We start from the raw sequence: 23809 nt of genomic DNA, 5'->3' as shown, positions 1-23809 counted from the left end.
TTTCAACTTGCCTGGAATACCAGTTGGAACGATGCGTGGCGTGGATTCCGATGGACAGTGATTTTTGAGCTCAGCCAAGCGACTCATCAAAGTAGTCGCTGTCGAGCCTTGGCACCTTGTAAAGCTGCGAGCTGACTCCGACCTCGTGATCCAACATCAGATTGACCAAGCGTTTACCGTCGACCAGTACAAGCCCTTCGACCGATAGCGCGAACTCAACTGCTTGGGCGGTGAAGCCAGAGGTAGTTATGAATACGCCGCGTTTGGCTTTCTGTCCTGCCAGGGCGCCATAGAACGCCTGCAAATCGGGGCGGCCTACTGTGTTCTGCCAGCGCTTGGCCTGCACGTAGACTTTCTCCAGGCCTAGCGCGTCGAGCGAGATCACGCCGTCGATTCCGCCGTCACCACTACCGCCGACCTGCTGCAGTGCCTGACGGTTCGCTCCGTAGCCCAAGCTGTGCAGGACGTCGAGTACGATGTGCTCGAAGCGCGTCGGGCTCGCTTGCAACAGACTGTCCAGCAGATCGCCCGCGACGCTGGTGCGCAGTTCTAGGATGGCTTGATTCAGGCGCTCCTGCGGGCTGCTAGTTGCGAGGTCAGTCTTGGTAATAGGCGCTGGAGCGTCATTGCCTTCATCCAGCGAGGCGGCATCCGGCGCTGTCTTCAGCTTTACGCTCATGAAGTTCACTGCTAGATGCTCGATCTGCTCGGGGCTCAACGGGGCAGGGTTGGCTTGGGCGAATGCGCGGCCGGTGTCAGTTAGCTGCCAGTAGCCACGCTTTGCGCTGCTGGAATAGCCAGCGCGCTTGAGCCGATCATGCGCCCAGCCGGAGCGGTTCTTGTAAGTAGCCTGGCCGCTGGCAATGGTCTCCTGCCGTTGTGCCTCGCTCAGACCAAGTGTCAAGGCAGCTGCTTCATGTGCCTCCCCCGCGATGGCACCCTCCGAGTGGGCGGCGAGAAAACGCAGGATGGGCTCGATGAACTGGTCGTAGGTCGGGACAGGCATGGTTCGCTTCTTCCTGATAAAAGGCTTAGCTCGGCGTCGCAGTTCTACGCCTGTGCTTGGCCTCGGGCGCAGCAGTGCGCTGGGTTTTGCTGCGTTTCCAGTAAAGCGCTGGCGAATTCGTCGTTCGGGTCTTGGGGAGGGGCAATTCACCGCGGAAGGCTTTGGCCAGGATACTTTGAGTCAGCTGGTCCACTCTAAGCGCATATCCCGCACTGCGGATGCCTAAGTGGAGGTAGCTTAACCAAGGTGAGGCGGTTTTGGCCATCGCAGGAGGCCATTTCGAGAGACGGTTGTATTTAGGCCTGAATGTTCCGCCTTGCAGGTCGCGACTGTTCTTGGTCCCTTCTTGGGCAAACCCATTGGAAGCGGCTACTCGCAAATCAAAGGCGGTCAGCCGCGCCGTTTAGCAAAACAGCCGCCATACCATCCAGCCGCTTTTTGGTCTTTTCCCATTGCGGCATCACCTGGTGCATAAGCCGGTAGAACCGCTCGCTGTGGTTGTGTTCGGCGAAGTGACAAAGCTCATGCAAGATCACATAGTCGATGCACTCGCGGGATGCTTTAACCAAGTGGGGGTTGAGCGTGATACGGCCCGCAGGTGAACAACTGCCCCACTGCGTTTGCATGCTGAGGATGCGCAGTGGGGGCTTGGATGCAACCCAAAGTGTTTGTTGTAAGGCAGCTTCTAGACGTCGATCAAATACCTCACGGGCGCGCGCTTTGTACCAGGTGTGCAGGAGTTCGCGAATTTTCTCTGCCGACTTCACCCGGACAGACACCTCTAGCTTACCTCGCAACAGGCGCACCTGCTGGAGCTCATCAGGCGCTTCTATGACCTTGAGCACGTACTGCTTGCCTAGGTAGTAGTGACTTTCCCCGCTGATGTACAGCCTTGGGCGGACGTGTGTGAGCTGCGCACGAAACTCACGAAGCTGCTCATAGATCCAGCGGCCGCGTCGCTTCAGCGCGGCCAATACCTGTTCATCGCTAGCCCCATCCGGCGCACTGACGCGCACGCGACAGTCGGGGTCAACCTTGATCAGTATGCGTGAAACCTCGCGCGCCCTTCGCGATCTCTCAACCTGAATCAACTCGTCGGCATAGTGGAAGCTCAGCCAGCTCGATACTGCGGAGGCAGAAGGAGCACTCATGACGATGGGCACACTCATAAGCCGGACAAGCCTACCCGCGTGATTTGCACCACCCACTCAACCATGGCCTTCGCCTGATCCATACCAGCGCCCACCGCTTTGCATTCTTTGAAGAGCAACGGCAGTAGCTTCTTACGAATATCGCTTTCGATGTTCTGTGGGTTGATTGAATGTTCGGCCACGGAGGTCATGACCATTTCATCTAGGCTGAAAGCCAGTTTTACCCAGTGTTCCTGTACCTGCTCTTCAGCTGAAGTGAGGGCGTCAGGAAGGCTTTTCTTGAAAATACCGAAATACGCCTGGGCATGCCGGTTACCCGCAAAAACATCAGGCAGCTCATCAAGCTTACGGGCCTGCACCTGCTGCTCAAATTCGTGGAATAGCAGGTACTGCTTGAGCGGATGATCAAATAGCTTTGCCGCCTCTTCGATGGCCTGGCGCAGCAGTTTGGAGAACGCTTCCTGAGCATAGGGATCGTCACGAAGCTCCTGCTCAATCATCTTGCTGACACGGGTCTTGATGATGTCGGTTTCGTTGCGCGTCTTGTCTTCACTCCACTGCTCGGGCTTCTGTTGCCCCATCTTGCCGACTTCGTAAACGCCGCCAGGGTCTTTTACCTCCACGCCTACCACGTGCTTATTCAGCAGCTTGCGCACTTGTTCGGCGTACTGGTCATAGTTCACCGTTTCGCCGGCATCCTGTCTGGCCAGTTGGCGCAGGCTGGAGAACTGCTTGAGGGTTTCCTTGTAATGGGTGCGGTCGGCATCGCTGAAACTGGTGTCTTCAAAGAAGGACGCGGACTGCAAAGCAACTTTTAGGCAACTGGCGAACTCGGTTAGCGCCTCGTAGAAGTCATCGCGCACCTTGAGATTTACATCAACCAACTCGCCGTCACGCTCCTGCATCTTGGGGACTAGTACCTGGCGCAACTGCTCGATATCCCCTTTGTTTTTCACATCGGAGAAAATCGCCCAGAGGTTTTTGTGCAACTGAGGTAGCCGTTTGTACTCGCTGCTCATCTGGTTGTAGAGCCCAGCGATGTCATTGATGTCATAGCCGCCCTGGGTGCGCGAAGCCAGATCCTGATACTTCTGGATCGTGGTATCCAGCTCCGAAAGAATGCCCCTGTAGTCGATCAGCAGACCGAATTTCTTTAGCGGATGGAGGCGGTTTACCCGAGCAATCGCCTGGATCAGGTTGTGCTCCTTAAGTGGCTTGTCGATGTAGAGCACGGTGTTTTTCGGCTCATCGAAACCCGTCAGCAGTTTGTCCACCACGATCAAAAGCTTGAGCGATTCATCCTTGTCGAAGCGCTCGATCAGCTGCTTGGTGTAGGTTTGCTCATCAGTGCTGCCAACGTTTTTCTTCCACCATTGGGTTACCTCAGGTGAGGCTGCTTCATCAACGTCGGTGTTACCCTCACGGCTATCCGGTGGGCTCATCACCACTGCGCTTTCGAACAACCCTGTTTCATCCAGATACTGTTTGTACTTGATTGCTGAGGCTTTACTGTCACAGGCCAGCTGGCCTTTGAGGCCCTCGTCGATGCTCTTCACGAAGTGGTTGGCGATATCCAGAGCAATAAGACGAATACGGTCATCAGCGCTGTATATCTGGCCTTTCTTGGCGAACTTGCGTTTGAGGTCGGCCTTCTGTTGCTCGTTTAGCCCTTCAGTAATGCGCTCAAACCAACTATCGATAGCGCGCGCATTCACATCCAGATCGGGAATGCGCTCCTCATAGAGTAACGGCGTCACGGCCTGATCTTCCACCGCGCGCTGCATGGTGTAGGCATGCACGATGGGACCAAACTTGTTCGTCGTCTTGTCATCCTTGAGCAGCGGCGTGCCGGTAAACGCGACAAAAGCCGCATTGGGTAGCGCCTGCTTCATACGGATATGGTTTTCACCGCCTTGGCTACGGTGGCCCTCATCGATAAGCACGATGATGTCAGCGCTGGTATTCACGCACTGTGGCAGCTTGGTAGCGCTGTTGAACTTCTGGATCAGCGAAAAAATGATGCGTTCGTTGCCCTTACCGATTTGTTCAGCCAAGCGCGTGCCAGAAGTGGCCATGGCCGCCTCGCGGTCCTTCTTGCCAGTCAGCTCGCCACCGGAAGCAAACGTCTTGCTCAGCTGGCTTTCCAGATCAACTCGGTCAGTGATCACCACAATGCGGCACCGCTTGAGTGCGTCATGCAGGATCAGCGCCTTACTCAGAAAAACCATGGTGAATGACTTGCCCGAGCCAGTCGTGTGCCAGATCACCCCGCCCTCACGTCCGCCATCTTTGCGCTTGTGGCTAATCCGCTCCATCAACCGCTTGATACCGAAAACCTGCTGATAACGGGCAACGATCTTGCCGGCCTTTTTATCGAACAGCGTGAAGTAGCGAGTCATTTCCAGCAGTCGGGCAGGGGAAAGCAGGCTGATAAGCAACTGATCCTGGCCAGTCAGCGCCAGCTCACCACCGGCTATCAGGGTTTCATACCAGTCCAGGTCACGGGCAGGGCGGTGGCTAAAGATTGAGGTTTTCTGCGCTGTATTCAGCTTGCGATTCTTTAGTGCATACAACTCAGTAGTGGCGATATCTTCCTCACGCCAGGCTGCCCAGAATTTCGCAGGCGTGCCGCAGGTGGCGTAGCGCCCATCGCTACCATTGATCGACAGCAACAATTGGCTGTACGCGAACAGTCTGGGGATTTCATCGTGACGCTGGTTGCGCAAACTCTGCGAAATGCCTTCGTCGATGGTCGGCCCTTTCATCGCATTGCTGTCGGGACGCTTGGCCTCGATCACCACCAGCGGGATGCCGTTAACGAAGCAAACAATATCTGGCCTGCGTGCTTCCGAACCGCCGCTGCGTAGTACGCGAAACTCTTCAGTGAAGATAAAGCTGTTATTGGCTGGGTTATGCCAGTCGATCAATGCCGCCGTCGGGTTGGCCTTTTTGCCATCCACGAACTCAGTTACCGAGATGCCATACAGCAAATGGTTGTAAAGCCTCTCGTTGGCAGCCTGCAGACCTTCATTGAGCGCAGGGCTGCACACTTCACTGATCAGGTTGTCGATGGCCTTGGCCGAGAGCGGATATTCACCCCCACCAAACAAGAAGCGACGCTTACTCAGTTGCTCGCGCAGCACATCACGCAATACCACTTCATCGCTCTTTCCGCCCCGCGCGGACAAAGCTTGTTCGGGCGACATAAACTCCCAACCAAGGTTACACAGCAGTGCCAGCGCGGGAAGCTTTGCACTGTATTCTTCCTGAAACTTAGGGGTGGGGGTCACGGGGCAATTCCTTCTTCTTCCTGGGCGTGCATGGTGATGATTTGTGGCCGATCAACGTTTCTTTTTTTTCACTGCTCAGGCGTTTTTCCAGACGCTCTAAAGCTGCCAACTCTTGAGTGCCGGCTGCCAATGCCTCGGCGCTGCGACGGTGTTGGTCGACCGTCTCGTAACGTCCGTGGGCCACCTGCTTCATCTGCTCGTGGCTGATGCTGCTAGCGGTGCGCAGCAGCGGTTGCTTTAGAGAGTCAGGTCGCTGCCTGCCATATCAGCCATTCGCCTCCGAAATGGTGCGATCCGCTACCACCTTGTCGATCATCGCCTTCACGGCGCAATCAATGGATGAGCCATCGGTGTAATCAGCAGTGGTCGCCAGGTTGGTGCGGCCTTCCTTAACCAGCTTGAGCGCTTTGTCGCGGGCGCCACGTTTGCCTTTGCCGTAGACAGCGATCGAGTGGCCACCTTGATTCTTGACCAAACGCATGGAGGGGATGTCGGTCTCGCCGTCGCCGATAAACACCATATTGCTGAACGGCACAGGTCGCTCAGCGGGTTCGACAAACTTATTGATTACCGAGTTATCGTGCACATCCAGGCTGCCCTTGTTGATGCGGAACAGGTACTGGGTCTTGGTGGTGTAGTTCACTGCCAGGGCTGGCCAATGCGCGACATCGTTATGGTCGTACATAAAACCTGAGGCATACACACGAGTGAAGTGCTTGTTGATCGGGGTACCCACGATCATCTCGCGCAGCCCCGACGAGATAATGAAGTGCTCAACCTTTACGCCTTTGGCACGGCCATACTCGGTGATGCGCTTGAACCACTCCTGCACACCCGGGAATAGCTGGATATGGGCTCCAAAATCGGCAAAGTCTTTTTTGCGTACCGGCACCCGGGCGGCCTGAGCCTTTTCGATCATCAGCCGCATATAGGCCAGAATCTCGTCCGCCTGTTGCTCCTGAGCCATTGCCTTGGCTTCGCGCCAGAACTCAGCCGGCTTGATGCCCAGCGCCGGCACAAAGTTGTACTCCTGCATATTGCCAGGCGACAGGGTGCCGTCGAAGTCATAGGCAATCACAAAGGGGACGTGCCTCTTGGCCATTAAGCGACCTCCAGTTCATTTACCTTTACACGGCGCTTGCCGGTAAACAGTTGTTGCATCAGGGATTGTTTCTCTTGCTTCAAACAGGTGAGCTTGGCTTGCAGTGCATGAATGTCTTGATCAGCTGTTGTGAGCACTGCAGCAATTGCTTTTTGCTCATCCACCTCAGGGACAAAAACAGTTAGCCCAAAGAAGTCGCTCGGCTTGACGTTGAGCAAGCCATGCGCCCGGCCGCCTTCGTTAGCGACTTTACTTAAGCCCTTATTCAAAAGGCCGGATTCGAAATAGTGCTCAAAAAATTCTGGGTTGCAGATGGTCTCGTCACTTACCTCAAAGCAAATATAAAGCGTGGTAACTACACCTTTGTCATATTTGTTTAGGCGTTTTATGGCCCCCATCGGGTAGCCATTGGAGTAGCTTTTGTTGTAGGCGAACTGCCCTTTCTTCAATAGGAAGTAGTTATCTAGAGTCTCTGATGCAACGGTCTTGTTAAAGAAATCTTCCTGCCGGATCAGACCATGCTGGGCCGAAATGGTGACAACATTGGTGCTGGCTTCAGTATTCTTTGTGGTTACTCTGGAGAATAGCTGTTCGAGCCGAATATTTTGCCATTCACTTTGGACGCCGTGAACGCGCTGACTACCAGTTAACAGGAGTTGCTGCAGCGCTTTTTTTTGTCGCTGGCTGTTTTTCAGTAGTTCTTCGGTGGTAGCGATTGCTTGGTCCCAAGTGGAAAGTACTAAAGCAATTTTCTGTTGTTCCTTTAACTCTGGGTGATAGATGGTTAGTTTTTTAACTTCTCCAATATTTATTCCTTTAACCGCCTGGCCAACGGTGTTTAATTCTATTTGCCTCTGGATATCAGGCGACTGAAGCGCGTAGTAGACATATCTAGGACTATCGTTTGATGATACGCGGATTCTTGCAGAGTCCTGGGTAATATTGGCGCCATCGAGCGACCTAGGAACGAATGCAACCCGTCCTGTGGTCCCTCGAATCGTCAGTAATAGATCTCCTGACTTTACTTCTGCGCGCTTATATTGCTTGTGAATTTCTGGAGAGGTATGTAGCAAATCACTGTCTAGGACGCGGCCATCTATAATATTTTTAACCTTAATTACTGGAATTCCACCCGGGTAATTTTCCCCAGGCTTCAGGATTCCATAGCAAATAGGGCCGCTTTTATCTACAAAAGCGTCAAGAGCAGTATATCTGAAATTAGACTTGATCATAACCTAGCTCTTTTAAGTATCCATCCATCTGTGCTTCAAGTTCAGCCAGTTGCAGCTTTAGTTGCTTGCGCTCGGCTCGGACTGTCAACAGGTCGATTTCCTCTTCGGCCTCGAAGGTGTCCACATAACGTGGGATATTCAGGTTGTAATCATTGTCTCGGAGTTCCTGCAGGCTGGCACGGTGGCTGTACTTTTCTGAATTGATGCGGTGGCGGTAGGTGATCAGGATATGGTTGATCTGCTCTTCACCCAAGATGTTCTGGTTTTTGCCGGCCTTGAAGTCACGGCTGGCGTCAATAAACAGCACATTTTCATCGGTCTTGGCTTTACTGAAAACCAGGATCGCTGCGGGGATGCCGGTGCCGTAGAAGAGCTTTTCCGGCAGGCCAATAACGGCATCGAGCAGGTTTTCCTCGATCAACTGCTGGCGGATCTTCCCTTCACTGGAACCGCGGAATAGCACGCCATGTGGCACGATCACCGCCATGCGCCCCGTCTTGGCCTTCAGGGTTTCGATCATGTGCAGGATAAAAGCGAAGTCGCCCTTGGTTTTCGGTGGGATACCGCGCTTGAAGCGGCCAAACTGATCGTGCTCGGCCTCTTCATGACCCCATTTATCCAGCGAGAACGGCGGGTTGGCGGTGACGATATCGAATTTCAGCAACTGGCCATTCTGGTCGAGCAGCTTGGGATTGCGTAGGGTGTCGCCCCACTCGATCTTGTGGTTGTCCTCGCCATGGAGAAACATGTTCATCTTGGCCAGGGACCAGGTGGAGCCGATAGCTTCCTGGCCATAAAGGGCATATTGCTTGCTGTTGTGGTGGGCGCGCACCTTGCGCCCGCACTTCATCAGCAACGAGGCCGAGCCACAGGCCGGATCGCAGATGCTGTCGCCCGGTTGTGGGTCGAGCAACTCCGCGATCAGCTCGGAGACTTCCGGCGGGGTGTAGAACTCACCGGCCTTCTGTCCGCCGCTGGCGGCGAAGTTCTTGATCAGGTACTCGTAGGCGTTACCGATCACGTCCAGGCTGCCGACGCGGGATGGCTTGAGGTTGAGTTCGGCCCCGGCGAAGTTTTCCAGCAGATGGCGGAGGATGGTGTTCTTCTGCTTCTCCTCGCCAAGCTTGTCGGTGTTGAAGGAGATGTCCTGGAACACGCTCTTGCCGGCATCCTTGAGCTTGGTGCCGTTGGCTTCTTCGATGACGTGAAGCGCCTGATCAATGCGCTCACCATTGCCTGGCTCATGGCGAAGCTCGTAGAGAGCGTAGAAACTGGCATCACGTGACAACACGAAACGCTCGTTCTTGAGCATTTCCTCGATCAGCTCCGGCTCGTCACCGTATTCCTTCTTGTAGTTGTCGTAGTGGTCCTGCCAGACATCGCTGATGTACTTGAGGAACAGCATGGTAAGGATGAAATCTTTGTAGGTGTCCGCACTGATGGTGCCGCGGAAGATGTCGCATGCTGCCCACAGCGCCTTGTTGATATCGTCCTGGTTCACTTTGTCGTTCATGGCTTAAGCCTTAATAAGGTGCTGGTAAATGCCTTGCAGCATGTGCTCTCTGTTCTTTTGCAGGCGTGCGATCAGTTCATCCTCTTCATCCCACACTGTTTGCAGGGCAATCAGCTTCTGCTGGGTCACGAGCGGTGGTAAGGGGATCTGCATGTCCATTAGGGACGCTTTGCCGATGGCTTGAATCGCACTGCCGCTGCGCTCAAGGCTGCGTTGGCTTTGCGGCAAGTTGATCAGCCAGCACAGGTATGCCGGCAGTATTTTTGATCGTTTAGCCGTAACAATAAAAAACTGGCTGGTCGCTACAACCGACTGCTCGCCTGCATAGAGTACGGCCTTGTTGGTATCACCACGGGCGATCACGGTGATATCGCCTGGCTGAAGCAGGGGCGGAGCGGTACGGGCGTCCCATGCAACAGCAATCAGTGTATCCGGATCAATCGCTGCGTTTTGGCGCAAATCCTTGATTTGCAAAACGCGAACATCGCCAGAAGGATCATGCTCCAGCGCACCGCGGAAGGTGTATCCGGAGCGGACATCAGCCAGATCGCTCAACTTGAATAACTGGGATGACATAAATAGCTCTGGGAAAAGGCGCCATCCTTGGCGCAACAAGAGTGGTCAGACTTCGCAGCGCTGGTACTGGTTCTGCAGCCATTTGGCTTGCTCGGCCGCCAGTCCATACCATGCTGCGTCGCCTTTAAGACGGGTTACAAGCAAGCCGTCATCGGCATCCATTACTGCTTTAAGGTTATCCCGCACCTGAGCTGCAGTTTGGGCCGTGGCAACAATCCAGGTGGACTCCAGCGGCCGGCACCATGTGCCGTAGGCTTTAATCCGGTCATACAGGGATTGGTAATCACGTTTCTTACGCAGGTCATAGGTAATTTGGTACAGTTTCATAGCTCTAGCTCTCCTAACGAGTCAGTTATTGCAATAGCGGCAGGGTGCAACCTGCCGCGCCTCATTTTTTCTCTATACAAGACGTACTGAGTAGATGGCGAGAGCAATATCTCCCCGTTTGCGCCTGCTGTCAAACATTTTTTCTCAGTAGAGTCTCTATAGACGGGAACCAGCGTGGAAGTCGTGATGGCTGGGCCGCGCTATACATCTTTCTGGTTCGAGCCACCAATGTGTCGCCTAGCGCTGTGAAGGCGCTTTCCATCTCGTCGCCGTTTGCGATCACCCGGCAGGGCGGTCTCAGTTTTTCTTGCTTCTTTCTTGTGCAAGCCCAGGTTTACCAAGCCGCTTTATAATCAACCACTCGGTTAGCTGGTAGTAATACCTAGTCGCCGGGCTGCGGGGCTTCAGGTGTTGCTCATGAAACCACCGGAAATGCTTGAGTTGCCAACTCCACGGATTGTCTCGGCCGAAGCGTTTCCGAATGGCCATTTGTATTGTTTGGGCTTGCCTAATGTGGCGCTGCCGCGTGGCATGGGAACCGGTGAGGACGGCTTCAAGGAAGAGCCTCATATCGAAGGACTTAGTCATCGCCGTCCTCCTATGTACGCTGCGATCACGTCAGTGCGGTTATGGCCCAGCTCCAGACTGATTTGCTGGCGTGCTGTTTGGTCGGGCTCACGGTTTTCCTGAACGCAGGCGCCATCGTTGATCGGCGCTGCATGGCCAGTAAGTTGTTTGTAACGTTCGCAGGCGTACGCGGCGCGCAATTCGTGGAAGCCTTTCAAGCCATATACGTGCAGGATCTCGCGTGCCGGTTTCACCGTTTGCTGCAGGAAGGTCTTGTAGCTTTCGTCTTGGGCGAGCAGGTTGTTGCTGCCAATGGGCGAGGCGTTACGGGCTGCCTGCAGTGCGTCCCGTACGTTCTTAGTCGCTGTTATCCATCTTGGCGCATATGCACCTGAACGACCTCCCTTGGTGCCGTCTTGGATGTTGATGCGGCCGAGTCGCTCGGCTTCGCGATGCAAACGTGGCAGGTCGGCCAGGATGGCTTCGCGCAGGCGCATGCCGGTTTCGCGGGCAAGGTGCAGGATGGCGCTGACACGTTGCTGCTGCTGGGCGTTGAGCGCTTTGATAACGGTTTTCAGGTGCTCGCGATCTTGTCCATTGGGTGCCTCGCTTCTTACTGTGGACCTGTGCAAGCCGAGGGCTTGGCTGGGGCTGGCGACCCGTATCGAACGATCACCACGAATCGCCTCCAGCGTGCGGTTCACGCTGGAAAGACGGTTCTGTGCGGTGGCGATTTTCATGTCGCTTCGCTCGACCTGATGGCGCAGGTGCTGGGCATAGTCGAATAGCGTTTGCTGGTTGATCTTGCGGGCGTCATTGATACTTGGATCGAGTTCGGATCGGCACCATTCGGCGAAGGCTACCCAGCGGTCTGCGTGGGCTTTGACCGTGGAATAGTGCCCATTGCCAAACATATCCTTTAACGCCTGCCGTCCGGCATAACTCATCTGTCGACCCCATCCGAAATTCCGTCCACCCCTTCTTCCAATAAGTGACATAGCCTTGTGCCTCCCGGAGCCCATCGACTGAAGCGTTATCCCCACGTCATCCCGCCAAGAATGCTGAGTGTTATCAGGGATCAAGGCCCCTGCGACCTGTGGGGAATGTCCTCTACGCGGGACCGGCGGCTCCTTACGACCGGGAGCAAGGGCATCTCATGATCTGGCCTCCTGAGCACCGATACCGGTGGGCGGGTGGAGGCTGCACTGGCTGACGAGACCAGCGCCTGAAGATCCTGAGCTGAGTGAACGCAGCGATGCGATGACCGGGGCATACCTGACTGTCAGTCAGGTGCAGTCCATTCCCTGGTCTGCGGCACCATCATCTGCGGCGCTGTTGCTGGTGACATCGGCGTTTGTCACGCCGATTGTCACGAGGGGAGTTGCCGTAAAGCCAAGTGCGATGAGGGCTGCAGCAGTGCTAGAAGCGCCCGTCTCTTTCCAGGAGAAAGAGACGGGCGTAGGTTGGCGCAAGATTCGGCCAAGCGGATAGGTTGCTGCAGGGCAGCGAAGTAGGAAGTGTCGTCTGGCGCACGTGGGCCATGATCTGAAGTAGGCATCCATCACCGGGGAGGTGACCGGGCGAGCTGCCGGATGCGAATCGCCATTTGGGGGAGAACCACCGCAAGAGCGGCGTGACCTTCAAGGTTCGGGCCACCTGGGTTGCTGTCATCGACAGCGTTTGCACGGCCAGTTCTACGCCTGTGGATAAACCCGGTCAAGGGTCGAAATTCAGCGCCACTTTGGACTTTAAGAGCGGTTATCCACCGGTGGAGTTCCGTGGTAAATCCTGGACAGCGTGTTCGCTTTTAGCTCTTCAAAGTGAGGTCCTTCCAAACAGGGCGGCTTTGCAGCCCTGTTTGGAAGGACCCGTGCTGAGAAGCGGATAAGCGAGGCTGCTTGCCCCGAATCTTGAACGTTCAGTTGCTGCTGCTGCCGTTCTTGCGCCGTACAGAGCTAGCGGATCGGCACCACGTTCTTGTCTCTGACTTGGCCGTACGCTGAGGCGAGCAGGCTGCCGGTGGCGGCTTTCTGGATGTACTCACTCCACCAAGCCATCATTGGGCGCCGGCGCTCGATGTAGTCGGCTCGGTTGTAGGCGCTGCGCACCTCATCCTTGTCGACGTGCGCCAGTGCCACTTCGATGAGCTCCGGGTCCCACCCATGTTCATTCAAGATGGTGCTGGCCATCGAGCGCATGCCGTGGCTGACCAAGCGGTCCTGGAAGCCCATGCGTTTCAACGCCATGTTGGCCGTTTGGCTATTAGCGTGGGTGCGCGGATTTCTGTCTGCCGGGAAGACGTATTCGCGGTGGCCGCTGTGAGTCTTCAGTGACTCCAACAGTGCGACAGCGTGATCACTCAACGGGATGCTATGTGGGCGGCGCTTCTTCATCCGCTCCGGAGGGATAGTCCAGACACGCCTTTCAAAGTCGATGTCTGCCCAGCGAGTAGTCGCTGCTTCTGCCGGGCGCGTCATGGTGTGCAACTGCCATTCGATCAGGCAACGGGTGGTCCGTTTGATACTGGCGTTCGCGATCTCCAGCATGAGCTCGGGGAGTTCTTCGGGCGGAAGCGCAGCCATATTCTCTTTCTTGGGCTTCTTGAATACTGCCCTGATGCCGCTGAGCGGGTTGGCGAAGATCAGGCCGGAGTTTACGCCGTAGGTCATGATCTCGTTTAGCCGCTGGCTAAGACGTTTGACCGTCTCCAGGCTGCCTTTCGCTTCGATTGGACGAAGCAATGCGATCACCATCGGCGCGGTGATTTTCACCAGTGGTGTCGTCCTCAAGTCGGGGAACACATGCAGCGTGAGAGACCGCCAAATGTCCTCGGCATAGGCCGGGGTGACTGAGTCTTTCTTGAGCTCGAACCAGGCGGTGGCCACGTTCTCGAAGGTGTGTTCCGTTTCTGCGCGCTTGGCTTCATTCAGCGTGTTGCGCTGCACCTTCGGATCAATGCCCTGTGCGAGCAGCTCGCGTGCATCGACTGCCATCTTTCGTGCATTCGCCAGCGACAGTTCGGGGTAGGTCCCGAAGCCGATGTTGATGCGCTTCTTGGTCACCGGTTCGCGGTAGTTGAAATTCCACAGCAACGAGCCGTTGCTGCGTACGCGGAGCTGCAAACCATCACCGTCAGTTAGGACGTAATCCTTGGACGCGGGTTTGACTCCCTTGAGCTGTCGATCGGAGAGGCGGAGGTTTTGGGCAGGCATGAGATTGTCCTCAAGCACTGATTCGGTATTCCAAAGATTAGCACCGGGTGAGCTGGAATACCGCCTGGAATACCCGAATGGCTGGAACTCAAAAACTCTTGAAAGACGGCCAAAGCGCTGGAGGCCGCGTATTTACAGGGTCGCAGGCACAAAAAAAGACGTCCGTGGACGTCTTTGATTGATCATTTGGTGGAGCCGGGGGGATTTGAACCCCCGTCCGCCAGTACTCCGCTGTCGGTACTACATGCTTAGCCGTGTCTACTGATTTAATCCGCAGCCGCCCGACGGGCAGGGTGCTTTGGATGAGTTGGGTAAGTTTTAGTCGCTTCGCCCCCAACGTGCTGCACGACGATCCTGTTCTGTATGACAATCATTTCGGGTTTACAGGCATCCCCTGATGATTGCTGGACCCGAAGGTACCAGGAGTGCATGTCAGCTGCAGTTAAGCAGCGAGAGCAGCACCGTATTGGTCGTCATTGGCAACTATAGAAAGTTGCAACAGTGGATTTACGAGTTCTGTTACCAACTCGGCATGCACCTAGAGTTTCGCTACCGGCGTCGAATCCTAATCGGCCCCACACTCAGCTCTAGCTGAACGCGCTTTTCAGCACGCAAGGCCGAGTATACGCGTTTGCGCGGGCGGCGTCGACAGATGGTTCGGCCGCCCTCGCTAGCGCAGGGCTCAGGTACCGCTGCCACCGGCCGAGCCGCTGCCTTTCTCGGTCTTCTCCAGGCGCTCGAGCACCTTGCTGGTGATGGCGATGCATTCCTTGGTGTCGCCTTTTGCCTGGGCGGCCTTGGCCTGGTCCACATGCTCGGTGATGGCCTTGTCCAGGCCTTCGGACGTGGCGCCGGCGGTGGCCATGCTGTCGTCGATCTTCTGCAGGTTCATGGCGCACAGGTTGTCGGCGGCGAACACAGGCGAGGCCAGCAGGGTGGCGGCCGCGAACAGGGCGGATAGCGCAGTGCCTTTCATGGGAGTCTCCTTTGAGGCCTTGGGAAGTGGGCCTGATCGGTGGACTGTGCGGGTTTGGGCGGGGTTCCATTGGGTTGTTGGGGGTATCGGATGGCCAGAGGCATACGCGATACCTGTAGGAGATCACCCAGCCCTTGTGGGTTGCGCTGTCGCGCAGGGAACAAAGTTGCCAGCATCACCAGCGTGGGAGCGGGCTTGCCCCGCGAAACGGTGTATGGCACCGGCTTCGCCGGTGATCGCGGGGCAAGCCCGCTCCCACGCTGCCCCAGTCAAACTAAAGCATTGTGGTTTGTTCCATGAGAGCGACCGAGCAGGCCTTCTCAAGGGCAATAAAAAACCCCGGCACGGGGCCGGGGCTTTTTCATCACGCTAACGCGATCACTCCTGGTTGGCCAGTTTGTGCTCGAGGTAGTGGATGTTGACGCCGCCTTTGCAGAAACCTTCATCACGCACCAGGTCGCGGTGCAGCGGGATGTTGGTCTTGATGCCGTCGACGACGATCTCGTCCAGGGCATTGCGCATGCGCGCCATGGCTTCGTCGCGGTCCTTGCCGTAGGTGATCAGCTTGCCGATCAACGAATCGTAGTTCGGCGGAACCGAGTAGCCGCTGTACAGGTGCGAATCGACGCGCACGCCGTTGCCGCCCGGGGCGTGGAAGTGCTTCACCTTGCCTGGGCTCGGGATGAACTTCTTCGGGTCTTCGGCGTTGATCCGGCACTCCAGCGAGTGACCGCGGATCACCACGTCTTCCTGGCGGAACGACAGCTTGTTGCCAGCGGCGATGCTCAGCATCTCCTTGACGATGTCGATGCCGGTGACCATTTCCGAAACCGGGTGCTCGACCTGGACGCGGGTGTTCATCTCGATGAAGTAGAAGCGGCCGTTCTCGTACAGGAACTCGAAGGTACCGGCACCGCGGTAGCCGATCTCGATGCACGCGTCGACGCAACGCTTGAAGACTTCCTGACGGGCCTTCTCGTCGATGCCCGGGGCCGGAGCTTCTTCCAGGACCTTCTGGTGACGGCGCTGCAGCGAGCAGTCACGGTCACCCAGGTGCACGGCGTTGCCCTGGCCGTCGGACAGCACCTGCACTTCCACGTGACGTGGGTTGGTCAGGAACTTCTCCAGGTAGACCATCGGGTTGCCGAACGCGGCACCGGCTTCGGTGCGGGTCAGCTTGGCCGATTCGATCAGGTCTTCTTCCTTGTGCACCACGCGCATGCCGCGACCACCACCGCCACCGGCGGCCTTGATGATCACCGGGTAGCCGACGTCACGGGCGATTGCCAGGGCAACCTCTTCGTCTTCCGGCAGCGGGCCGTCGGAACCTGGCACGGTCGGTACGCCCGACTTGATCATCGCGTCCTTGGCCGACACCTTGTCGCCCATCAGGCGAATGGTGTCGGCTTTCGGGCCGATGAAGGCGAAGCCGGACTTTTCCACTTGCTCGGCGAAATCGGCGTTTTCCGCGAGGAAGCCGTAGCCCGGGTGGATGGCGGTGGCGCCTGTCACTTCGGCGGCGGCGATGATCGCCGGAATGTGCAGGTACGATTCCTTGGACGATGCAGGGCCGATGCAGACCGACTCGTCTGCCAGGCCCAGGTGCATCAGTTCACGGTCGGCCGTGGAGTGCACGGCGACGGTCTTGATGCCCAGCTCTTTGCAGGCACGCAGGATCCGCAGGGCAATTTCCCCGCGGTTGGCGATCAGAACTTTTTCGAGCTTCCCAGACATCGTTGGCTCTCCGCGAATCAAACGATGGTGAACAGCGGCTGGTCGAACTCAACCGGCTGGCCGTCTTCCACCAGGATGGCGTCGATCACACCGCCGATCTCGGCTTCGATGTGGTTCATCATCTTCATGGCTTCGACGATGCACAGGGTGTCGCCTTTCTTCACGGCCTGGCCGACTTCTGCGTAGTTCGGCGAAGTTGGCGAAGGCTTGCGGTAGAAGGTGCCGACCATTGGCGAACGGATCACGGTGCCTTTCAGGGCAGGCGCGGCGGCAGCGGCTTCAGCGGCCGGGGCGGCAGCGGCAACAGGTGCTGCGGCGGCAACCGGAGCGGCCATCGGAGCCGGAGCGGCGAAGTACTGGGCGCCGGCCGGGGTCTTGCTGTGACGGCTGATGCGAACGGACTCTTCGCCTTCCTTGATCTCCAGTTCGTCGATGCCAGACTCTTCCAGCAGTTCGATCAGCTTCTTGACTTTACGGATATCCATTAATCATCAACTCCCAAGGTTCGGTCGGGGACGTATTTTTAAAACGTGTCGAAAACGTTTCTTCATGAGCCTCGGCCCGAAGGGGCCAAGGCCTTGTGTCATCAGGGCTGTGCGTTGGCAGCCAGGTGTTCCAGCGCGGACTCCAGGGCCAGCCGGTAACCGGTGGCGCCCAGGCCGCAGATCACCCCTACGGCAACATCGGAAAAGTAGGAGTGGTGGCGGAACGGTTCACGCTTGTGCACGTTGGAGAGGTGCACTTCGATGAATGGGATGCTCACCGCGAGCAATGCGTCACGTAATGCGACGCTGGTGTGGGTGAAAGCGGCCGGATTGATCAGGATGAAGTCCACGCCTTCGTTGCGCGCGGCATGGATGCGGTCGATCAATTCGTATTCGGCATTGCTCTGCAGGTATTGCAGATGGTGGCCGGCGGCGCGGGCGCGCTGCTCCAGGTCCTGATTGATCTGGGCCAGGGTGGCGGCGCCGTAATGGCCCGGTTCGCGGGTCCCGAGCAGGTTCAGGTTGGGGCCGTGCAGCACCAGTAGGGTTGCCATCTGCGATTCCTTGGTTTTGTAGGGCAATTCGACATAGCGCGGCGACTATGCCGCAAGCGGCGCTGAGTGTCCAGTTCCCGGCAATAGCCAGCACGATGTCCGAGATTCGCGCAAAGTATGTGACCAGATGATTAAGTCTGGTCACTGCGGCGGGGTTTTTTCACTGGATGCGGGAAGTTATAGCCCGAGTTGGCCGCGCACGCGCGCCAATACCTGGGCGAAATCGCCGGCGTTTATCTCACCGATGACCCGATCGGTGGTCATTTCGCTGCCGTTCGCGGCAAAGAACATCAGCGCGGGAGGGCCGAACAGGCGGTAGCGGTCGAGCAGGGCGCGTTGTTCGGCGTTGCTCTCGGTGATGTCGAAGCGCAGCAGGCGGAAGGCAGCCAACTGCGGCTGGACCTGCGGCGCATTGAGCACTTCGTGCTCGATCACCTTGCAGCTGATGCACCAGTCGGCGTACCAGTCGAGCAGCACCGGCTGGCCGGCGGCCTTGGCCTCGGCCAGTGCCGCGTCGAGGGCGGCGGGGGTGGTGAGGGTCTGCCAGGCGTCGGCCTTGGCAGCCGCGACACCGCTGGTCGCAACCGGTGGCGGCAGCGGGCGCAGCGGGTCGCCCTGGCCGCTCAGGGCGCCGTACCAGCAGGCCAGGGCGTACACCAGCAGCGCCAGGCCCAGCAGTTGCGCCAGGCGCTGGCGCGGGGTCTTGACCACGAACTCCAGGGCGCCGAGGAACAGCGCCACGCCGGCGGCCAGCAGGCCGACCAGCAGCAGGGTGGCCGGCCCCGGCAGCACGCGGCTGAGCAGGCCGATGGCCAGGCCCAGCAGCAGCACGCCGATGGCGTTCTTCACCGTGTTCATCCATGGCCCGCTCTTCGGCAACCAGGCTGCGCCGCCGGTGGCCACCAGCAACAGCGGCGCGCCCATGCCCAGGCCCAGGGCAAACAGTTTCAGCGCGCCGCCCAGGGCGTCGCCGCTGGCGCTGATGTACAGCAAGGCGCCGGCCAGCGGCGCCGACACGCAGGGCGAGACCAGCAGGCTGGACAGCACGCCGAGCACCGCCGCGCCGAGCAGCGAGCCGCCCTTGGTGCGGTGGGCGAGGTGGTCCAGGCGGCTGCTCAGGGCTTGCGGCAGCTTGATGTCGAACAGGCCGAACATGGCCAGGGCGAACAGCACGAAGAACGCGGCGAACGGCACCAGCACCCAGGCCGACTGCAGGCGCGCCTGCAGGTTCAGGCCGGCGCCGAACAGGCCCATCAGTGCGCCGAGCACGGCGAAGCTCGCCGCCATCGGCAGCACGTAGGCCAGCGACAGCGACAGCCCGCGCAGGCCGCCAACCTGGCCGCGTAGGACCACACCGGAAAGAATCGGCAGCATCGGCAGCACGCACGGGGTGAAGGTCAGGCCGACCCCGGCGAGGAAGAACAGCAGCAGCGATTTCCAGGTCCAGCCCTGCTCTGCGCTTGCCGGCAGCGGGGCGCCTTGGCCATCGATGCTCAGCCGCGCGGTTTCCGGCGGATAGCACAGGCCCTTGTCGGCGCAGCCCTGGTAGCCCACCAGCAGGGTGAAGGCGCGCGGGTCGTTGCGCGGCAGCTCGATGTCGAGCACGCCGTGGTACACCTCGACGTCGCCGAAGAACTCGTCGTGCTTGGCCTCGCCCTTGGGGATGTTCGGCGCGCCCAGGCGGATGTCCGCGGGTTCGGTGCGGAACTGGAAGCGGTGGCGGTAGAGGTAGTAGCCGTCGGTGGCGACGAAGCGCAGCTTGACGGTCTGGGCGTCGGCCTGGATCAGGCTGAGCTTGAAGGCTTCGTGCACCGGCAGGAAGTCGGCGCTGTTGGAGGCGACGCCGAGGGTGGCGCTGGGGCGGTTGTCGAGCAGGCCCGTGGCGAAGACGGGGCTGGCCAGCAGCAGGAACAGCAGGAATAACAGGCGGCGCATGGCGGACTCGCGAGGTGGAACGTGGCGGGCATGATAGCGGAGTTGGCTGCGGTTAGGGTCGAGTCGCCTACAGGGGCGACACATGGCCGCTGGCCTGTGCATCGCTTGTGCCGGCCCTTTCGCGGGTAAACCCGCTCCCACAGGGATCGCGCCATGTCAGCGACTGCGTGGCCTCTGTGGGAGCGGGCTTGCCCGCGAAGAGGCCCTCACAGGCGGAACGCCCGCACCGCCGTATTCAACTCCCCCCCCAGCTTGAGCAACTGCTCGCCCTGCTCACGCCCTTCGCCAATGCGCTGCAGGTTGTCCTCGCCCAGCTCATGAATCCGCTCGCTGTGATCGCGGATCTCGCTCACCGCCCCGGTCTGCTGCGCGGTCACATCGGCGATCCGCACCGCCGTGTCGGCAATGGTGCGGATGGCGCTGACGATCGCATCCAGCGCGCCATCGGCCGACTGCGCCTGGTTGGCCGTGGCCTCGGCGTGTTCCAGCTGGGTGCGCATGCCGTCCACCGAACTGCGGGCGGCCTGCTGCAGGCGGTCGATCAGCGCCTGGATCTCGCCGGTGGCGCCGGTGGTGCGCTGGGCCAGCGAGCGTACTTCATCCGCGACCACGGCGAAGCCACGGCCCATCTCGCCGGCCCGGGCCGCTTCGATGGCGGCGTTGAGGGCCAGCAGGTTGGTCTGCTCGGCAATCGCCCGGATCACCGTGAGCACGCCACCGATGGTCGCCGACTCTTCCGCCAGTTGTTCGATCATCCGCGCGTTGCCCTGCACCTCGTCGACCAGCGAACGCAGGCCGGACAGGCTCTGGCCGATCACCGTCTGGCCCTGCTCCACGGCCCGGCCGGCATCGCGGCTGGCCTCGGCGGCGGCGCTGGCGTCGCCGGCCACCTGCTGGATGGTCGCCTCCAGCTCGCCCAGGGCGTCGCGGATCTGCGCCGTGTCGCCGGCCTGGCGCTCGGCGCCGTCGTGCAGGGCGCTGCTCATGCCGGCCAGGGCATGGCTGCTGCCGGCCACCTGCTCGGCGTTGTGGCGGATGGTGCCGACCAGCTCCACCAGGTACTGGCGCAGGCGGTTCAGCGATTCCTGGATATCGTGCAGCTCGCGGTTGGTGCGGCCCAGGGCGATGGCCTGGGCGAAGTCGCCCTCGGCCCAGCGCGACAGCGCCGGCGCCAGGCCGGTCAGGGTACGTGCCAGGCGACGCTGCAGGGTGTCGATCAGCAGGGCGATCAGCAGGATCAGGCCGATCATCAGGCCCTGGATCAGGCGCACCTCGCCGGCGATGGTGGCGTGCAGGCCGCGCACCTCGGGCTCGAGACCGGCGATGGCCTGCTGCACCGCTTCCAGGCGCTCGCCGGTGCTGGCGGCCAGGGCGGCGCGGCGCTCGATCTGCTCGCGGGTGCGCTGCAGTTCGCCGGGGTAGCGGCCGAGCAGGCTGTGCAGCTCGCGCTTGAGGCCCACGGCGACGTCTTCCTGCTGGCTACTGGCCTGGGATTCCAGGCCCATCATCGCGGCGAAGTCGTCGGCGTTGGATTCGGCGGCGCGGGTCACCCCCAGCAGCGGCAGGCCGTCGATGGCCTGGGCCTGGGCGGCGATCAGTTGCAGTTCGCGCTCTACCTCGGCGGCCAGTTCGGCGCGGCCGCTGCTGACCAGCTTGTCGCGGGCCAGGGACAGCCGGCCCAAGTGCAGCGAGGCCTCCAGCAGTGGTGTCAGGTAACGACTGGCATCGCTGCTGGCGCTGTCACGGGCGTAGCCGGCCAGTTGTTCGAGGTTGGCCCCCAGCTCCCGCTCGGCCTGCAGCAGCAGGGCCTGGGGATCGCCCGCCAGCTTGCCGGCGGCGAGCAGTTCGTTGGCGGTGAAGCCTTGCAGGCCGTCGAGGCTCGGGCGCAGCTTGGCCGACAGATCCTCGGGCCAGTCGGCCAGGGCGGCCTGCAACTGCTTGTTGGCCTCCATGGCTGCGGCATGGCGCAGGGCATCGCCGCTGCCCAGGTAGGCCTGGATATTGCGCGCGGCGTCGTTCTGGAACTGCTGGGACAGGCCCAGGTAGCGCTCCATCAGTTGGTAGGGACGTTCCAGGGCGCGTTGCGACCACCACAGGGTCGCGCCCAGGGCGATACACACGGTCACCAGCAACAGGGTGTTGAAATTGGTCAGCCACTTCAGGCGCATAGCCGCGAACTTCCTGCGGAGGGGGAGTGGAGAGGTCGGGGCCTGAAGTTATTGCGATTTTGTGACGAGGTGATGACGGCGGAGGGTTGGCGCCATAAAAAAGTGGCACAGTGCCGGTATTGGTATCAGGGCCATCGCGGGGCAAGCCCGCTCCCACGAGATTTGCGCCATCCTGCGCAAATGGAGCAAGCCAGTTGCTCTTGCAGACGTCCAGGTATCACTCGTGGGAGCGGGCTTGCCCCGCGATGCGGCTACGGTTCGACCCTGACCACGCAGTTGCGTCCGGCATGCTTGGCCCGGTACAGCGCCTCGTCCGCGGCGCTGGCCATGGTCAGCGCATCGAGGCTGTCGTCCAGTTGCACCACCCCGGCGCTGAAGGTGCACTGCAGGTCATGCGGTTGGGCCGGGTAGTGGATCTCGGCGAAGCGCCGGCGGATCTCGTCGAGCACCTTGTGCGCCGCCTCCAGCGCGGTGTTGGGCATGACGATGGCGAACTCCTCGCCGCCGTAGCGGCCGATGAAGTCGGTCTTGCGCAGACGCTGCTTGAGGAACAGCGCCAGGCTCTTGATCACCCGGTCGCCCATGGGGTGGCCGTGGCGGTCGTTGATCTTCTTGAAGTGGTCGATGTCGAGCATGGCGAAGCTCAGCGGCTGCGCTTCGCGGCGGGCGCGGAAGCTGCAGTCCTCGAGCATTTGCAGGATGTGGGTGTGGTTGTACAGCCCGGTGAGGCTGTCGCGGACCATCCGCGCCTTGAGGTGGCGGGCGCGGGCGGCGCGGTTGCGCACGGTGGTCACCAGGTGCCGCGAGCGGATCGGCTTGGTGAGGAAGTCGTCGCCGCCTTCGCTCATGGCGTCGAGCTGCTTGTCCAGGTCGTCCTCGGCCGACAGGTAGATGATCGGCACGCTGACGTAGCGGTCGTTGTGGCGGATCACCTTGGCCAGCTCCGGGCCGGTGCACTCGGGCATGTACATATCGAGGATGATCAGGTCGGGCTGGAAGTCGGCCAGCTCGCTCATGGTGCGGATCGGCTCGGTCAGGGTGCGGGTGATGATCCCGGCGCTGTTGAGCAGGCGTTCGGTGTGCAGGGCCTGGGCGCGGGAGTCGTCGATCACCAGCACGCGAAACGGGTCGTACTGGGTGGCGCTGGTCAGCAGCTCGAGTTTTTCCAGCAGGCTGGAGGCGTCCAGGGTGCCGGTGAGGAACTCCTGGCCGCCGGCGCGCACGGCGGCCAGGCGGGTCGGGGTGTCGGTTTCGTGCAGGCAGAAGAACAGCAGCGGCACCGGCTGCTCCAGCCCCTGCTGGGCCTGGGCCGCCAGTTGCAGGCCGACGCCGGCGCCGGTGAAGTCCACGTCCATGACGATGGCCGACGGCAGGCGCTCACTCATCGACGCCTGGAACGCCTCGGCGCTGCACAGCGCCTGTACGGTCAGGCCGAAGAATTCCAGCTGCTGGGCCAGGCGCTCGGCGCGGTCGTGGTCCTGCAGAACGATGTACACCGGCTTGCGCAGTGGCGGCAGGGGCACGTTGTCGAGCTGGTCGCCCTTGCGCAGGCCGGTGCGCGACAGGCGCTGCATCAGGCGGTTGAGTTCGCTGATCAGCTCGGAGTTGAGCCGCGCGCTGTTGGCCTCGATGGCGCGCAGGGTCTGGCCGATGGCCGTCGACAGGCTACCGTGCTCGGGTTGCTCGAAGCGTTCGGCGTAACGCTGCAGGCGCAGGTTGGCCTCGCACAGTTCGCCCAGATCGCCGCTGGACCACTCGCCACGCTGCAGGCGCTGCCAGATCTCGAGGATCTGCCGGGCCTGGTGGATCACCCGCTGGGCAAAGTGCTGCTTGAGGCGTTCGTGGCTCGGCTCGGCTGGCTGGGTCATGTCCTGACTACTTATGAGTGGGAGGGCGCAGGTTCAATGATGGCTCTATGCTAGCACTGCTTTTCCGACAAGCGAGTGCCTGGGGTCAACAAAGTGTTCAGGGACCGTCATTC

Annotated in this window: 19 protein-coding genes and 1 other RNA gene; all 20 read right to left on the bottom strand. The window is 59.7% G+C overall.

Features of this window, described 5'->3' with window-relative positions; genetic code table 11:
* Positions 1–70: 70 nt before the first annotated feature.
* On the bottom strand, positions 71–1006 hold the full coding sequence (locus tag HU735_RS20510) for a restriction endonuclease (RefSeq protein WP_028944561.1): 936 nt from the start codon (positions 1004–1006) through the stop codon (positions 71–73).
* Between the two features lie 380 nt (positions 1007–1386).
* Complete coding sequence (locus tag HU735_RS20505; RefSeq protein WP_238349862.1) at positions 1387–2175, bottom strand: SprT family zinc-dependent metalloprotease; 789 nt, start codon at positions 2173–2175, stop codon at positions 1387–1389.
* Complete coding sequence (locus HU735_RS20500) at positions 2172–5447, bottom strand: HsdR family type I site-specific deoxyribonuclease (protein WP_186714991.1); 3276 nt, start codon at positions 5445–5447, stop codon at positions 2172–2174. The genes HU735_RS20505 and HU735_RS20500 overlap by 4 nt, the downstream gene beginning before the upstream one ends.
* Positions 5431–5640, bottom strand: a complete 210-nt coding sequence (locus HU735_RS27170; RefSeq protein ID WP_238349861.1) for a hypothetical protein — start codon at positions 5638–5640, stop codon at positions 5431–5433. The genes HU735_RS20500 and HU735_RS27170 overlap by 17 nt, the downstream gene beginning before the upstream one ends.
* 72 nt (positions 5641–5712) lie before the next feature.
* Positions 5713–6549 (bottom strand): HAD family hydrolase, encoded by an 837-nt coding sequence (locus tag HU735_RS20490; protein ID WP_186714990.1) that lies wholly within the window; start codon positions 6547–6549, stop codon positions 5713–5715.
* Positions 6549–7781: a restriction endonuclease subunit S gene (locus tag HU735_RS20485; RefSeq protein ID WP_189657102.1), complete on the bottom strand. Its 1233-nt coding sequence runs from the start codon at positions 7779–7781 to the stop codon at positions 6549–6551. The genes HU735_RS20490 and HU735_RS20485 overlap by 1 nt, the downstream gene beginning before the upstream one ends.
* Positions 7768–9294: a type I restriction-modification system subunit M gene (locus HU735_RS20480; RefSeq protein ID WP_186714989.1), complete on the bottom strand. Its 1527-nt coding sequence runs from the start codon at positions 9292–9294 to the stop codon at positions 7768–7770. The genes HU735_RS20485 and HU735_RS20480 overlap by 14 nt, the downstream gene beginning before the upstream one ends.
* Positions 9295–9297: 3 nt before the next feature.
* Positions 9298–9870, bottom strand: a complete 573-nt coding sequence (locus HU735_RS20475) for a restriction endonuclease subunit S (RefSeq protein WP_186714988.1) — start codon at positions 9868–9870, stop codon at positions 9298–9300.
* Between the two features lie 45 nt (positions 9871–9915).
* Entirely contained in the window at positions 9916–10197 is a 282-nt protein-coding gene (locus HU735_RS20470; RefSeq protein ID WP_186714987.1) for a hypothetical protein, read from the bottom strand.
* 297 nt (positions 10198–10494) lie between these two features.
* Positions 10495–10785, bottom strand: a complete 291-nt coding sequence (locus HU735_RS20465) for a hypothetical protein (RefSeq protein ID WP_186714986.1) — start codon at positions 10783–10785, stop codon at positions 10495–10497.
* Positions 10782–11762, bottom strand: a complete 981-nt coding sequence (locus HU735_RS20460; RefSeq protein WP_186714985.1) for an integrase domain-containing protein — start codon at positions 11760–11762, stop codon at positions 10782–10784. Before HU735_RS20460 ends, HU735_RS20465 begins: the two co-directional genes overlap by 4 nt.
* Positions 11763–12719: 957 nt before the next feature.
* Positions 12720–13976, bottom strand: a complete 1257-nt coding sequence (locus HU735_RS20455) for an integrase domain-containing protein (protein WP_186714984.1) — start codon at positions 13974–13976, stop codon at positions 12720–12722.
* Between the two features lie 187 nt (positions 13977–14163).
* Positions 14164–14553, bottom strand: a transfer-messenger RNA (tmRNA) gene (gene ssrA / locus HU735_RS20450).
* 105 nt (positions 14554–14658) lie between these two features.
* Positions 14659–14952, bottom strand: a complete 294-nt coding sequence (locus tag HU735_RS20445; RefSeq protein WP_186714983.1) for a hypothetical protein — start codon at positions 14950–14952, stop codon at positions 14659–14661.
* 378 nt (positions 14953–15330) lie between these two features.
* On the bottom strand, positions 15331–16686 hold the full coding sequence (gene accC, locus HU735_RS20440) for an acetyl-CoA carboxylase biotin carboxylase subunit (RefSeq protein ID WP_011535872.1): 1356 nt from the start codon (positions 16684–16686) through the stop codon (positions 15331–15333).
* Between the two features lie 17 nt (positions 16687–16703).
* Positions 16704–17171 (bottom strand): acetyl-CoA carboxylase biotin carboxyl carrier protein, encoded by a 468-nt coding sequence (gene accB, locus HU735_RS20435; protein WP_186714982.1) that lies wholly within the window; start codon positions 17169–17171, stop codon positions 16704–16706.
* Positions 17172–17272: 101 nt separating this feature from the next.
* Positions 17273–17725, bottom strand: a complete 453-nt coding sequence (gene aroQ / locus HU735_RS20430; RefSeq protein WP_011535870.1) for a type II 3-dehydroquinate dehydratase — start codon at positions 17723–17725, stop codon at positions 17273–17275.
* Between the two features lie 177 nt (positions 17726–17902).
* Positions 17903–19660, bottom strand: a complete 1758-nt coding sequence (locus tag HU735_RS20425) for a protein-disulfide reductase DsbD (RefSeq protein WP_186714981.1) — start codon at positions 19658–19660, stop codon at positions 17903–17905.
* A 206-nt stretch (positions 19661–19866) separates the two neighbouring features.
* The gene (locus HU735_RS20420; protein ID WP_186714980.1) at positions 19867–21828 is read right to left on the bottom strand and encodes a methyl-accepting chemotaxis protein; all 1962 of its coding nucleotides are present in this window, start codon (positions 21826–21828) and stop codon (positions 19867–19869) included.
* Positions 21829–22079: 251 nt separating this feature from the next.
* Positions 22080–23696 carry a diguanylate cyclase gene (locus HU735_RS20415; RefSeq protein ID WP_186714979.1) on the bottom strand — a complete coding sequence of 539 codons (1617 nt, stop codon included), beginning with the start codon at positions 23694–23696 and terminating at the stop codon, positions 22080–22082.
* Positions 23697–23809: the final 113 nt, after the last annotated feature.

It is taken from the genome of Pseudomonas sp. BW16M2 (genome assembly GCF_014268865.1).
Taxonomy (GTDB): domain Bacteria; phylum Pseudomonadota; class Gammaproteobacteria; order Pseudomonadales; family Pseudomonadaceae; genus Aquipseudomonas; species Aquipseudomonas peradeniyensis.
This window is presented reverse-complemented; position numbering and strand designations above follow the sequence as displayed.

Bases quoted from the DNA above. Each gene is read 5' to 3' on its own strand.
- HU735_RS20510 (WP_028944561.1), bottom strand. From the start codon at position 1,006: ATGCCTGTCCCGACCTACGACCAGTTCATCGAGCCCATCCTGCGTTTT.
- HU735_RS20505 (WP_238349862.1), bottom strand. From the start codon at position 2,175: ATGAGTGTGCCCATCGTCATGAGTGCTCCTTCTGCCTCCGCAGTATCG.
- HU735_RS27170 (WP_238349861.1), bottom strand. From the start codon at position 5,640: ATGAAGCAGGTGGCCCACGGACGTTACGAGACGGTCGACCAACACCGT.
- HU735_RS20490 (WP_186714990.1), bottom strand. From the start codon at position 6,549: ATGGCCAAGAGGCACGTCCCCTTTGTGATTGCCTATGACTTCGACGGC.
- HU735_RS20485 (WP_189657102.1), bottom strand. From the start codon at position 7,781: ATGATCAAGTCTAATTTCAGATATACTGCTCTTGACGCTTTTGTAGAT.
- HU735_RS20480 (WP_186714989.1), bottom strand. From the start codon at position 9,294: ATGAACGACAAAGTGAACCAGGACGATATCAACAAGGCGCTGTGGGCA.
- HU735_RS20475 (WP_186714988.1), bottom strand. From the start codon at position 9,870: ATGTCATCCCAGTTATTCAAGTTGAGCGATCTGGCTGATGTCCGCTCC.
- HU735_RS20470 (WP_186714987.1), bottom strand. From the start codon at position 10,197: ATGAAACTGTACCAAATTACCTATGACCTGCGTAAGAAACGTGATTAC.
- HU735_RS20465 (WP_186714986.1), bottom strand. From the start codon at position 10,785: ATGACTAAGTCCTTCGATATGAGGCTCTTCCTTGAAGCCGTCCTCACC.
- HU735_RS20460 (WP_186714985.1), bottom strand. From the start codon at position 11,762: ATGTCACTTATTGGAAGAAGGGGTGGACGGAATTTCGGATGGGGTCGA.
- HU735_RS20455 (WP_186714984.1), bottom strand. From the start codon at position 13,976: ATGCCTGCCCAAAACCTCCGCCTCTCCGATCGACAGCTCAAGGGAGTC.
- HU735_RS20445 (WP_186714983.1), bottom strand. From the start codon at position 14,952: ATGAAAGGCACTGCGCTATCCGCCCTGTTCGCGGCCGCCACCCTGCTG.
- accC (WP_011535872.1), bottom strand. From the start codon at position 16,686: ATGTCTGGGAAGCTCGAAAAAGTTCTGATCGCCAACCGCGGGGAAATT.
- accB (WP_186714982.1), bottom strand. From the start codon at position 17,171: ATGGATATCCGTAAAGTCAAGAAGCTGATCGAACTGCTGGAAGAGTCT.
- aroQ (WP_011535870.1), bottom strand. From the start codon at position 17,725: ATGGCAACCCTACTGGTGCTGCACGGCCCCAACCTGAACCTGCTCGGG.
- HU735_RS20425 (WP_186714981.1), bottom strand. From the start codon at position 19,660: ATGCGCCGCCTGTTATTCCTGCTGTTCCTGCTGCTGGCCAGCCCCGTC.
- HU735_RS20420 (WP_186714980.1), bottom strand. From the start codon at position 21,828: ATGCGCCTGAAGTGGCTGACCAATTTCAACACCCTGTTGCTGGTGACC.
- HU735_RS20415 (WP_186714979.1), bottom strand. From the start codon at position 23,696: ATGACCCAGCCAGCCGAGCCGAGCCACGAACGCCTCAAGCAGCACTTT.